The sequence below is a fragment of the Pseudomonas sp. ML96 genome (assembly GCF_000761545.1).
Lineage (GTDB): Bacteria > Pseudomonadota > Gammaproteobacteria > Pseudomonadales > Pseudomonadaceae > Aquipseudomonas.
The window spans coordinates 39,548-52,166 of sequence record NZ_JPMY01000011.1; the positions used below are offsets into that span (position 1 = coordinate 39,548).

11 protein-coding genes and 1 other RNA gene are annotated in these 12,619 nt (G+C 65.5%); all 12 read right to left on the bottom strand.

Features of this window, described 5'->3' with window-relative positions; genetic code table 11:
* Positions 1–30: 30 nt before the first annotated feature.
* The 12 genes from murG to rsmI all read right to left on the bottom strand — a co-directional run bounded on the left by murG (position 31) and on the right by rsmI (position 12,602).
* A complete protein-coding gene (murG, locus tag IP89_RS08955; RefSeq protein ID WP_043309101.1) occupies positions 31–1,101 on the bottom strand; it encodes an undecaprenyldiphospho-muramoylpentapeptide beta-N-acetylglucosaminyltransferase in 1,071 nt (356 codons plus the stop codon).
* Positions 1,091–2,314 carry a putative lipid II flippase FtsW gene (ftsW, locus tag IP89_RS08960; protein WP_177326857.1) on the bottom strand — a complete coding sequence of 408 codons (1,224 nt, stop codon included), beginning with the start codon at positions 2,312–2,314 and terminating at the stop codon, positions 1,091–1,093. Before ftsW ends, murG begins: the two co-directional genes overlap by 11 nt.
* Positions 2,311–3,657: a UDP-N-acetylmuramoyl-L-alanine--D-glutamate ligase gene (murD, locus tag IP89_RS08965; protein WP_043309102.1), complete on the bottom strand. Its 1,347-nt coding sequence runs from the start codon at positions 3,655–3,657 to the stop codon at positions 2,311–2,313. Before murD ends, ftsW begins: the two co-directional genes overlap by 4 nt.
* Before the next feature lie 6 nt (positions 3,658–3,663).
* A complete protein-coding gene (gene mraY / locus IP89_RS08970; RefSeq protein WP_043309103.1) occupies positions 3,664–4,746 on the bottom strand; it encodes a phospho-N-acetylmuramoyl-pentapeptide-transferase in 1,083 nt (360 codons plus the stop codon).
* 2 nt (positions 4,747–4,748) lie between these two features.
* A complete protein-coding gene (gene murF, locus IP89_RS08975) occupies positions 4,749–6,122 on the bottom strand; it encodes a UDP-N-acetylmuramoyl-tripeptide--D-alanyl-D-alanine ligase (protein ID WP_043309104.1) in 1,374 nt (457 codons plus the stop codon).
* Positions 6,115–7,578, bottom strand: a complete 1,464-nt coding sequence (murE, locus tag IP89_RS08980) for a UDP-N-acetylmuramoyl-L-alanyl-D-glutamate--2,6-diaminopimelate ligase (protein ID WP_043309105.1) — start codon at positions 7,576–7,578, stop codon at positions 6,115–6,117. Before murE ends, murF begins: the two co-directional genes overlap by 8 nt.
* Positions 7,578–9,329: a penicillin-binding protein 2 gene (locus IP89_RS08985; protein WP_043309106.1), complete on the bottom strand. Its 1,752-nt coding sequence runs from the start codon at positions 9,327–9,329 to the stop codon at positions 7,578–7,580. The genes murE and IP89_RS08985 overlap by 1 nt, the downstream gene beginning before the upstream one ends.
* Complete coding sequence (ftsL, locus tag IP89_RS08990) at positions 9,326–9,619, bottom strand: cell division protein FtsL (RefSeq protein ID WP_043309107.1); 294 nt, start codon at positions 9,617–9,619, stop codon at positions 9,326–9,328. The genes IP89_RS08985 and ftsL overlap by 4 nt, the downstream gene beginning before the upstream one ends.
* A complete protein-coding gene (rsmH, locus tag IP89_RS08995; RefSeq protein ID WP_043309108.1) occupies positions 9,616–10,557 on the bottom strand; it encodes a 16S rRNA (cytosine(1402)-N(4))-methyltransferase RsmH in 942 nt (313 codons plus the stop codon). The genes ftsL and rsmH overlap by 4 nt, the downstream gene beginning before the upstream one ends.
* 2 nt (positions 10,558–10,559) lie before the next feature.
* Positions 10,560–11,015 (bottom strand): division/cell wall cluster transcriptional repressor MraZ, encoded by a 456-nt coding sequence (gene mraZ, locus IP89_RS09000; protein ID WP_043309109.1) that lies wholly within the window; start codon positions 11,013–11,015, stop codon positions 10,560–10,562.
* 297 nt (positions 11,016–11,312) lie between these two features.
* Positions 11,313–11,662, bottom strand: an RNA gene (rnpB, locus tag IP89_RS22730) — RNase P RNA component class A.
* A 40-nt stretch (positions 11,663–11,702) separates the two neighbouring features.
* Positions 11,703–12,602, bottom strand: coding sequence for a 16S rRNA (cytidine(1402)-2'-O)-methyltransferase (gene rsmI, locus IP89_RS09005; RefSeq protein WP_052081008.1), 900 nt, complete (start codon positions 12,600–12,602; stop codon positions 11,703–11,705).
* Positions 12,603–12,619 lie beyond the last annotated feature (17 nt).

Below are 12,619 nucleotides of genomic sequence, written 5' to 3' on the forward strand. Positions count from 1 at the left end.
CGGATTTCCGAACGGGCAGCGGCGGGAGACTTAGCCACGGGCCACCTCCAGGCAGATATCGACCACCGTACGGGTGGCGTCCGGTTTGGCCAGGGTGCGCGCGGTGCGGCCCATGGTCTTGAGTTTTTCAGGGTGCATCAGAACCTCGGTCAACTGCGCGGCGAGCTTGTCCGCGTCAGTGGCATGTTGCGGCAGAAGGATGGCGGCGCCCTCCTTCGCCAGATATTCGGCATTGCGGGTCTGGTGATCGTCGATCGCGTGCGGCAAGGGCACGAGGAACGACGGCAGGCCGGCGGCGGCCAGCTCGCTGACGGTCAGCGCGCCGGCGCGGCAGATCACCAGATCGGCCCAGGCGTATGCACGGGCCATGTCCTTGATGAAGGGCGCGACCTCGGCTTCGACCGCGACTTCGCGATAACGCTCCGCGGTGACTTGATCGTGTTGCTTGCCCGCCTGGTGGAACACCTTCGGGCGCAGCTCGGCCGGCACCTTGGCCAGCGCGGCGGGCAGCAGCTTGTTCAGCGGCTCGGCGCCCAGGCTGCCACCCAGCACCAGCAGGCGCGGCTGACGGCCGATGAGCGTATCGCGCGGGGTCTCAAGGAACAGCTCCTCGCGCACCGGGTTGCCAGTGGTGCGCAGCTTGTCGCGCGCACCGAAGGTCTTCGGGAAGGCCTCGCATACGCGCTTGGCGATCGGCGCCAGGCTGCGATTGGCGGTGCCGGCCACGGCGTTCTGCTCATGGATCACCAGCGGCGCGCCATTGAGCTTGGCCGCCAGGCCGCCTGGACCGGTGACGTAGCCACCCATGCCCAGCACGCATACCGGCTGCAACTCGCGCATCACCTTGCGTGCCTGGAACAGGGCACGGACCAGCTGGAACGGCGCCTTGAGCAGGGACAGCTTGCTCTTGCCACGCAGGCCGGAGACCTGGATCAGGTGCAACGGCAGCTCGGCCGCCGGCACCAGCTCGTTCTCGATGCCGCGCGGGGTGCCCAGCCAGTGCACGGCATAGCCGCGCGCCTTGAACTCGCGGGCGCAGGCCAGGGCCGGGAACACGTGGCCGCCGGTACCGCCGGCCATGATCAGGACATTACCGCGCATGCTTGACCTCCTCGGTGTCGAAGAAGTCCGACTCGCTGAATTCGACTTCCTCGCTGCCCAGCGAGGTACGGCGCTCCCATTCGATACGTAGGAGCATGGCCAGGCTGACGCAGCAGATGATCAACGAGCTGCCGCCGTAGCTGAGAAATGGCAGGGTCAGACCCTTGGTCGGCAACAGGCCGACGTTCACGCCGATATTGATCAGCACCTGGCCGATCCACTGGATGGCGATGCCGTAGGCCACATAGGCGGAGAAGAACTGCTTGGCCTTCTCGGCCCACAGGCCGATGTACAGGGCGCGCACGGCGACGAAGACGAACAGGCCGACGGTGACCAGCGCGCCGACCATGCCCAGCTCCTCGGCCAGCACGGCGAAGACGAAGTCGGTGTGCGCCTCGGGCAGGTAGAACTGCTTCTGGATGCTGTTGCCCAGGCCGACGCCGAACCACTCGCCGCGACCGAAGGCGATCAGCGCCTGGGACAGCTGGTAGCCGGCACCGTACTGGTCGGCCCAGGGGTCGACGAAGTTGGTCAGACGCTCCAGGCGATAGGCCTGGCTGGTCATCACGATCGCGCCGAGCACCAGTACGCAGGCGCCCAGCGGAATGAAGCGCACCAGGTTGATGCCACCGAGGAACAGCATGGCGATGCACGAGCCGACCAGTACCACAGTGGCGCCGAAGTCGGGTTCTGCCAGCAGCAGCACGGCCATCGGGCCGAGCACCAGCATCGGCTTGAGGAAGCCGGAGAGCTTCTCGCGCACTTCGTCCTGGCGACGCACCAGGTAGCCGGCGATGAACACCACGGTGAACAGCTTGGCCAGCTCGGACGGCTGCACGTTGAACATGCCGAAGCCGATCCAGCGCTTGGCGCCATTCACTTCGCGGCCGATGCCCGGCAGCAGCACCATGATCAGCAGGGCGAAGGCGATCAGCAGCAGGCTGGCGCCGTAGCGCTGCCAGAAGGCCATGGGAATCATCAGGGTGACCACGGCGGCGCTGATGCCGATGGCCAGGTAAATCAGATGGCGGATCATGTGGTACAGCGGGTTGCCCGACAGCGCCGCGGCGACTTCCGAGCTGGCCGAGGTGATCATCACCAGGCCCAGGCCGAGCAGCGCCAGGCAACCGGCCAGCAGCGGGAAGTCGAGGTCGAAGCCGCGGCGGGTGCGCAGCGGCGACGGAGCGGCGAGCAGACGGGCAAGCAGGGTCATTGCAGGCCCTCCGCCGCCAGGGCGAACAGGCGCCCACGCTCTTCGAAGTTCTTGAACATGTCCAGGCTGGCGCAGGCCGGCGACAGCAGCACGGCGTCACCGACTTCGGCCAGTTCGGCACAGCGCTGCACGGCCTCGTCCAGAGTCGCCACGCGCACCAGCGGCGCGGCATCGCCCAAGGCAGCTGCGAGCAGTTCGGCATCGCGACCGAGCAGCACCACAGCGCGGCAGAACTTGGCCACCGGCGCCTTCAGCGCGGAGAAGTCGGCGCCCTTGCCGTCGCCACCGGCGATCAGCACCAGCTTGCCGGCGATATCGGCACCCAGGCCTTCGATGGCGGCCAGGGCTGCACCGACGTTGGTGGCCTTCGAGTCGTCGTAGTAGCCCACGTCGCGCAGCTCACGCACCCACTGGCAGCGGTGCGGCAGGCCGGCGAAGTTGCGCAGGGTCTGCAACATAGCCTCGAACGGCAGGCCGACAGCGTGGCCGAGGGCCAGGGCCGCCAGGGCGTTGGATTGGTTGTGCGCGCCTCGGATCTTCAGTTCGGCGGTCGGCATCAGCGTCTCGAACTGGAAGGCCAGCAGTTTTTCGCCGCCCTCCTCAATTAGACCGAAGCGCTTGAAGTCGGGCTTACCCAGGCCGAAGGTCCAGCACGGTACCTGGTCAGCGATCAGCGGGCGCGACAGGGCGTCGTCACGGTTGACCACCACCTGCTTGGCACCACGGAAGATGCGGTGCTTGGCCAGGTGGTAGTGCTGCATGCCGTCATAGCGATCCATATGGTCTTCGCTGATGTTCAGGCAGGTGGCGACTTCAGCTCCCAGGCGCTCGGTGGTCTCCAGCTGGAAGCTGGACAGCTCCAGCACATACAGCTCGACGTCGTCGGCCAGCAGGTCCAGCGCCGGGGTACCTATATTGCCGCCGACGGCGACCTTCTTGCCGGCAGCCGCCGCCATGTCGCCGACCAGGGTGGTGACGGTGCTCTTGGCGTTGGAGCCGGTGATGGCGACGATCGGCGCCTTGGCGTGACGGGTGAACAGGTCTATATCGCCGGACATCTTCACCCCGCGAGCGGCCGCTTCACGCAGCGCTGGGGTAGCCAGGGCCAGGCCGGGGCTCACGTAGAGCTCCGAGGCGCGGCAGAGGAAGTCGACATCCAGCTCGCCGCAACGCACTTCCACTTGCGGGTAGTCGCGCTGCAGGGTCGCCAGCTCCGGCGGGTTCGCGCGAGTGTCAGCCACGGCGAAGCGCACGCCCTGTTGCGCAAGGAAGCGCACCAGGGACATGCCGCTCTTGCCGAGGCCGACAACGATGCGGAACTGGTCGGAAGCGATCAGCGACACTCTCTATTACCTCAGTTTCAGGGTGGCCAGACCGACCAGCACCAGGATCACGGTGATGATCCAGAAGCGCACGATCACGCGCGGCTCCGGCCAGCCTTTCAATTCAAAGTGGTGGTGGATCGGCGCCATGCGGAACACGCGCTTGCCGGTCAGCTTGAAGCTCGCGACCTGGATCATCACCGACAGGGTTTCCATGACGAACACGCCGCCCATGATGAACAGCACCACTTCCTGGCGAACGATCACGGCGATGGTGCCCAGCGCGGCGCCCAATGCGAGGGCTCCCACGTCGCCCATAAAGACCTGAGCCGGATAGGTGTTGAACCAGAGGAAGCCGAGGCCGGCACCGACCAGGGCGGCGCAGAACACGATCAGCTCACCGGCGCCCGGCACATAGGGGATCAGCAGGTATTCGGCGAATTTGATGTTGCCCGACAGGTAGCAGAAGATCGCCAGCGCGCCGGCCACCATCACGGTAGGCAGGATGGCCAGGCCGTCGAGGCCGTCGGTCAGGTTCACCGCGTTGCTGGTACCGACGATGACGAAGTAGGTCAGCACCACGAAGCCCACCCCTAGGGGTATGGCGACATCCTTGAGCACCGGCAGGATCAGGGTGGTTTCCACCGGGCTCTGCGCGGTCATATAGAGGAAGATGGCTGCAGCGCCGCCGAACACCGACTGCCAGAAATACTTCCAGCGGCTCGGCAGACCACGCGAGTTCTTCTCGATCACCTTGCGGTAGTCGTCGACCCAGCCGATGGCGCCGAACAGCAGGGTCACGGCCAGCACGGTCCACACGTAGCGGTTGGACAGGTCGGCCCAGAGCAGGGTGCTGACGGCGATGGCGGTGAGAATCAGCGCACCACCCATGGTCGGCGTACCCTTCTTCGACAGGTGCGACTGCGGACCATCATTGCGCACGGCCTGGCCGATCTGGCGGATCTGCAGGGTGCGGATCATCCACGGACCGAGCCACAGCGACAGGGCCAGGGCAGTGAGCACGCCGAGAATCCCGCGCAGGGTCAGGTACTGGAACACCCCGAAGCCGGTGTAGAACTGTTGCAGGTACTCCGCCAGCAGCAGCAGCATGATTAGTGAACCTCCCCGGATGCCCGTTGCAGCAACGCGTCGACGACCTTGTCCATCGCCGCGCTGCGCGAGCCTTTAATTAGAATGGTGGTATCGCCCGACTCGCTGCGAAGCGCTTCGATCAGGCTGGCTTGATCGGCGAAATGACGGCCATTGGCACCATAAGCTGCAACGGCATGCGCCATCAGCGGCCCTACGGCATAGAGCGCATCGACCTTGCCTGCGGCATGGGCGCCGACATCGCGATGGCCCCGCTCGGCCCACTCGCCCAACTCGCCCATATCTCCCAGCACCAGAACGGTGCGACCGGAGAAGGCGGCGAGTATATCGACTGCCGCGCACATGGACAGCGGGTTGGCGTTGTAACTGTCATCGATCACCCGCACGCCGTTCGGCGCCAGGTCAGCCACGGCGCGGCCCTTGACCGGCTGCAGGGCTTCCAGACCGGCCTTGATCCCGACCAGCGGCACGCCGAGGGCGTGTGCAGCAGCGGCGGCGGCCAGGGCATTGGCCACGCTGTGCTCGCCGAGCAAGTTGAGCTGGATGCGCGCCTCACCGGCACGGCCGGCCAGGGCAAAACCGGCGCAACCACGGGCATCGCGCCACAGCTCGGCGGCATGCAGGTCAGCAGATTGCTCGTGCAGGGCGAAGCTCAGCACCTGACGACCCTTGGCGCGGGCCTGCCAGGTGGCGAAGGCCTTGTCGTCACGGTTGAGCACGGCGATGCCCTGCTCGCCCAGGCCTTCGAGAATCTCGCCCTTGGCCTCGACGATCTTCTCTGGGCCGCCGAACTCGCCAACATGGGCCAGGCCGGCATTGGTGATGATGGCCACCTGCGGCTTGGTCAGGCCGACGGTATAGGCGATCTCGCCGATATGGTTGGCACCCAGCTCGATCACCGCGCCGACATGCTCGGAGGCCAGCTCCAGCAGGGTCAGCGGCGCGCCGAGGTCGTTGTTCAGGTTGCCACGGGTGGCCAGCACCGGACCATTGAGGCCGGCACGCAGGATGCTGGCGAGCATTTCCTTGACCGTGGTCTTGCCGCTGGAGCCGGTGACGGCAGCCAGCGGCTTGTTGAAAGCCTTGCGATTGAGCGCACCGAGCTGGCCCAGGGCGATGCGGGTATCGGCGACCAGCAGCTGCGGCAGCGGTGCGCCCGGCACCTCGTGCTGCACCAGGGCGGCGACGGCGCCCTTGGCGGCGACTTCAGCCAGGTAGTTGTGGCCATCGAAGTTCGGCCCGACCAAAGCGATGAACAGCTGGCCGGCCTCGATCTTGCGGCTGTCGGTGGATACCGCGGAGAACGCCACGTCGGCGCCCACCACGCGGGCGTCCAGGACCTGGGCCACTTCGCTCAGCAGCAACGGTTTAAGCATGGGCAACCCCCCAGGCCTGCAGGGCCTTGGCGGTCTCGTCCAGGTCGGAGAAGGCATGACGAACGCCGGCGATCTCCTGGTAATCCTCGTGGCCCTTGCCGGCCAGCAGTACCACATCGCCGCGCTGGGCGGTGGCGATCAGACGGGCGATGGCCTCGCCACGACCATGGACGAACTCGACGGCCTCCGGCTTGGCGAAACCGCCACGGATATCGGCGACGATCTGCGCCGAATCTTCCGTACGCGGGTTGTCATCGGTGACCAGCACGACATCGGCCAGGCGCTCGGCCACGGCCGCCATCAACGGCCGCTTGCCGCGATCGCGATCACCGCCGCAACCGAACAGGCACAGCAGGCGACCAGTCACATGCGGACGCAGGGCTTCCAGCACCTTTTCCAGGGCATCCGGAGTGTGTGCGTAGTCGACCACCACCAGCGGCAGTTGCTCGCCACCGAAGCGCTGCATGCGCCCGACCGGGCCCTGCAGGCGCGGCATGATCGAAAGAATTTCGTCCAGCGGATAGCCAAGACCGAGCAGCGTGCCGACCACGGCCAGCAGGTTGCTCAGATTGAAGCGACCAAGCAGCGGGCTGCGCAGCAGGCCCTCGCCTTGCGGAGTCTTCAGTCGGGCCTGCACGCCGTGATCGCCGAACTGAGCCTCGGGGCAGTAAAGATAGGCGGAGGCGTCACTCAGGCTGTAGCCGATAAGGCGTGACTCACGCGACTCGGCGGCCAACTGGCGACCGAATTCGTCATCCAGGTTGATCACCCGGCACTTCAGCTCCGGCCAGGCGAACAGCTTGGCCTTGGCGGCGCCGTAGGCCTCCATGCTGCCGTGGTAGTCCAGGTGATCGCGCGACAGGTTGGTGAACACCGCCAAACCGAAGTCCAGCGCCGCCACGCGGCCCTGATCCAGACCGTGGGAGGAAACTTCCATGGCCACGGCGCGCGCGCCGGCCTGCTTGAGGTCGGCCAGGGTCGCCTGCACGGCGATAGGATCAGGCGTGGTGTGACGGCCGCTCTGCAGTGCCTCATAGAAGCCAGTACCGAGGGTGCCGACGATGCCGCAGCGCTCGCCCAGCAGGTCGAGGGCCTGAGCCACCAGTTGACTGACGCTGGTCTTGCCATTGGTGCCAGTGACGCCGACCAGACGCAGGGCGCGGCTCGGCTCACCATAGAAGCGTCCGGCGATGGCCGACAGCTGGCCGGCCAGGCCTTTGATCGCTACCAGCTCGGCGCCCTTGGCGCTAACCACGGAAGAGCCTTCGGCCTCGTAGGCCACGGCAGCAGCGCCGCGCGCAATGGCATCGGCGATATGCGCGCGACCGTCCTGGGCCAGGCCCGGCACGGCGAGGAACAGGTCACCCGGGCGCACCTTGCGGCTGTCCAGAGTCAGTTCACGGATCAGTACGGCGCTGTTTGCCTGCGCCAACAGTTGATTGAGGGGCATGGGCATCAGATTCGCCCTCCCGGAGTGCTGGCCGCAGTGGCAGTCTGCGGCTGAGCCGCGGCCGGATCGACCGGCGGCGGCAGGTTGTCGGGGGTGATGTTCATCAGGCGCAGGGAGCCGGCCATCACCTTGCTGAATACGGGCGCGGAGACCAGGCCGCCGAAGTAGCCGTCTTTGCTCGGCTCATCGACCACCACGAACATGGCGATGCGCGGATTGGAGCTCGGCGCGAAGCCGGCGAACATCGAGCGGTAGGCGTTGGCGGTGTAACCCTTGGTGCCGACGCTGGCCTTGCGCGCGGTGCCGCTCTTGCCGGAGACGTGGTAGCCCGGCACCTGGGCGCGGAACACACCGCGCGGCGCCTCGATCACCTGCTGCAACATGCCCTGCAGGGTCTTGGCCACTTCCGGCGGTACGACCTGGGCGCCGACCGGCTGGCGATCGACGCGGGTCATGGACAGCGGCAGCACCTGGCCGTTGTTGGCCAGGGTGGCGTAGGCATGGGCCATCTGGATGGCGGTTACCGACACGCCGTAACCGTAGGACAGGGTCGCGGTCTCGGCCTTGCGCCACTCGCGGTGACTAGGCAGCTCGCCGACGCGTTCGCCAGGGAAGCCCAGACCGGTGTCCTGACCGAAGCCGACCTTGCTCATCATGTCGTGGATGGTCTCGCCACCGATGTCGAAGGCGACCTTGCTCATGCCGACGTTGGACGAGTTGATCAGAATGCCGGTCAGGTCCAGCACCGGACCCTGGGTCTTGGACACGTCCTTGATGGTGTAGCGACCGATCTGCAGCGAACCCGGGTAGACCTCGACCTTGTCTTCCGGCTTCCAGCGCCCGGTCTGCAGGGCGGCGGCCATGGAGATCGGCTTGACGGTCGACCCCGGCTCGAACACGTCGATCATCGCGCGATTGCGCATCGCGGCGGGCTGCAGGTTGCGGCGGTTGTTCGGGTTGTAGGACGGCTGGTTGACCATGGCGAGGATCTCGCCGGTCTTCACATCGATCATCACCAGGCTGCCGGCCTTGGCGTTCTGCTCGATCAGCGCATTGCGCAGCTCGCGGTGGGCCAGGTACTGCAGACGCAGATCAATGGACAAGGCCAGCGTCTTGCCGGCCTTGGCGTTCTGGCTGACCTGCACGTCCTTGATCAGACGGCCGCGGCGGTCCTTGAGCACCTGGCGCTTGCCGGGCACGCCGGCCAGCCACTCCTCGAAGGCCAGCTCGACACCCTCGCGACCACGGTCGTCGACGTCGGTAAAGCCGACCACATGGGCAGTCACTTCGCCAGCTGGATAGAAGCGGCGGAATTCTTCCAGGCCATATACGCCCGGCACCTTGAGATCGAGAATGCGCTGACCCTGTTCGGGCGTCAGGCCACGCACCAGGTACATGAACTCGCGCTCCTGGGCCTGGGTCAGGCGCTGGGCGAAGGACTTGGGCTCCTGACCCAGAGCGGCGGCCAGATCGGCCCAGCGCTCCTGAGCCTTGAACAGTTCCTTGCCGTTGGCCCACAGGGTAGTTACCGGGGTGCTGACGGCCAGCGGCTCGCCATTGCGGTCGGTGATCAGGCCACGATGCGCCGGAATCGGGATATGGCGCACGCTGCGTGCATCACCATGGGCCTGGAGGAAGTCGTGGTCGATCACGTGCAGATCGACGATGCGCCAGGCGATGGCGCCGACCATCAGCGCCAGCAGGGCCAGCACCAGGCGGAAGCGCCAGGGATAGAGAGCGCCTTCGAGACCGATCATGGCGCCACCATCTGCACTTCGGTCGGCTCGGGGATGCGCATCTTCAGCTGGCCGCTGGCCAGGGCTTCGATACGGTTGTGCGCAGTCCAGGTGCTCTGCTCCAGCACCAGGCGACCCCACTCGGCCTGCACCTTGTCGCGCACACTGAGCTCGGTATACAGCGCATTGAGCAGCTGGCGATTCCAGTGTGCGCTATAGGACACGGCGATAGCTGAAAGCAGCACGGCGCCGAACAGCAACGCCAGCAACAGGCTGCCGGGCGGCAACGGCTTGGCGTAAAGGCGACTCAACGCAGCTTCTCCGCTACGCGCATGACCGCGCTGCGCGAACGCGGGTTGGCCTTGAGTTCAGCCTCGGAGGCGAACTGCGGCTTGCCCAGCAGCTTGAGACGCGGCTCGAAAGCCTTGGGAATAATCGGCAGGTCGCGCGGCAGGTTGTCCGCTTCGCCCTTGGCCTGGCGTTTCATGAACTGTTTGACGATGCGGTCTTCCAGCGAGTGGAAGCTGATCACCACCAGGCGGCCGCCCACGGCCAGCGACTCCAGCGCAGCATCGAGGCCACGCTCCAGGTCACCCAGCTCGTTGTTGACGTGAATACGCAGACCCTGGAAGGCACGGGTCGCCGGATTCTTGCCCTTCTCCCAAGCCGGATTGGCCTCAGTCAGCACGGCAGCCAGGTCGGCGGTACGCTCGAACGGATTCTGCTCGCGACGCTCGACCACGGCACGGGCCATGCGCTTGGCGAAGCGCTCTTCGCCATACTCCTTGAAGACGCGGGCGATCTCGTCGGCGCTGGCGGTGGCGATGAACTGCGCGGCGCTGACGCCGGCGTCCGGATTCATGCGCATATCCAGCGGGCCGTCATTGAGGAAGCTGAAGCCACGCTCGGCGTCATCCAGCTGCGGCGAGGACACGCCGAGGTCGAGCAGCAGGCCGTCGATCTTGCCGACCAGGCCGCGCGCCACCGCCTCTTCGCCCAGTTCGGCGAAGCTGCGCTGTACAACGACGAAGCGGCCGTCTTCGGCCGCCAGTGCATTTCCCGTCGCGATTGCTTGTGGATCCTTGTCGAATCCGAGCAGGCGACCGTCTGGCCCGAGCCTTTCCAGAATCAGCCGACTGTGCCCTCCGCGCCCGAAGGTGCCATCGAGGTAGCAGCCGCCCTCGCGCAAGGCGAGAGCATCGACGGCCTCGTCGAGCAGCACGGTGATATGGCGGAAGCTATTGGTCATGGTCACAGGATCAGATCGCGCAGGTCGTCCGGCAGAGCGCCGGGTTGTTTGATGGCCGCCAGATCGGCGTCGGCAAGCGCGTTCCAGGCATCCTCGTTCCACAGTTGGAATTTGTTCAGTTGGCCGACCAGCATCGCGTGCTTGTCCAGGCCCGCATGCGCGCGCAGGCGCGGCGGCACGAGGAAACGACCACTGCCGTCCAGCTCGATATCCACGGCATTGCCGATCAGCAGGCGCTGCAGGCGACGGGTCTCTTCACGCAGGGATGGCAGGTCGCGGAGCTTGGCTTCGATCAGCTCCCACTCAGGCAGGGGATAAACACACAGGCAGGGATCTACGGCATCGATGGTTACGATGAGCTGGCCAGAACAACGCGAAACGAGCTCGTCGCGATACCGGCTCGGCATCGCGAGTCGCCCTTTGGCGTCGAGACTGATGGCGTTAGCTCCACGAAACAAGGCTGCGCTTCCCCACTGTAATTAGCTTTCCGTGCCCTTGTGACCCACTTTTTTCCACTTTGTGCCACTTCGGCACACTATAGAAACGCACAAGCCTTAGCGTCAAGGCGCGCAAACGGGGAAAAATCCTTATGGGACGGTGATTTAGCGAACTAAGAGGGGCTTTTTTAGAAGCAAAACGAAGGGTTTTGGCAGGCGAAATTCAGCGAGCTCATGAAGCTAAACTTCGAACTTAAAGTAATTTCTTAAGAGTAAGAATTTTTCGGTATTGAGAGGCGAAGCAGATAGAAGAGAAAGGAGGAGAGTCGATCTGTAAGCCGGGTTCTGTCGAGGACAGTCATTCCTCTACGACGCACATCGCTGTACGCCTCTAGCAACCTACCCGGTTCCAGCGCGGGCCACGCCGATGGAACCCTATTTGGTCTTGCTCCGAGTGGGGTTTGCCTAGCCACGAACTGTTACCAGACGTGCGGTGCGCTCTTACCGCACCTTTTCACCCTTACCGGCACTTGCGTGCTTAGGCGGTTATTTTCTGTGGCACTTTCCGTAGGCTCGCGCCTCCCAGGCGTTACCTGGCACTCCGCCCTATGGAGCCCGGACTTTCCTCCCCCTTCAATGAAGAAGGCAGCGACTGTCCGATCGACTCTCCGCTGCCAAGGGTAACGACCCGAACGCCTCAGGACAAGCTCAAGCGCCCTTCTGCCGATCGAGGGCAGCCTGGTACAGCAGGTTCTTGCGCACCCCGGTGATCTCCGCCGCCAGTGCTGACGCGCGCTTGAGCGGCAGTTCCGCCAGCAGCAGATCGAGCACGCGCAGCGCCTCGCCACTGACCGCCTCCTCACCTTCCGGCGCCTGCCAGCCGGCGACCAGAATCACGCATTCGCCGCGCTGCTGGTTGCTATCGGCCGCCACCCAATCATGCAACTCACCCAGCGGCAGTCCTTTGAGCGTCTCGAAGGTCTTGGTCAATTCGCGCCCCAGCACCGCCAGGCGATCAGCGCCGAACACGTCGCGCATGTCGGCCAGCGACTCCAACAGGCGATGCGGCGCCTCGTAATAGATGAGGGTACGAGTATCTTCCCCAACCGCCTCCAGGCGCGACTTGCGCCCTGCCGTCTTGGCCGGCAGAAAACCCTCGAAGGCGAAACGATCCGACGGCAGCCCGGCCGCCGACAGCGCCGCCACCAGTGCACAGGCCCCCGGCACCGGCACCACGCGGATGCCGGCTGCGCGCGCGGCGCGCACCAGATGAAAGCCCGGATCGGAGATCAGCGGCGTACCCGCGTCGGAGATCAGCGCCACGTCTTCGCCGGCCTGCAGGCGAGCCAAGAAGCGCCCGCCCTGATCGCGCTCGTTGTGCTCGTGACAAGCGGCCAATGGTGTGCCGATGCCGAAGTGTTGCAGCAGGCGCGCCGAATGGCGGGTGTCTTCTGCGGCGATCAACGCCACTTCGGCCAGGATGCGCAAAGCGCGCGCACTGATGTCATCCAGGTTGCCGATCGGCGTGGCAACCACGTACAGCGTGCCGGTGGCGGAAGAAACGGCGGAAGCACTCACGGGCGTACCTCGATTGCGGAAAGCGCGCATTGTAGCCCGTTTCATGG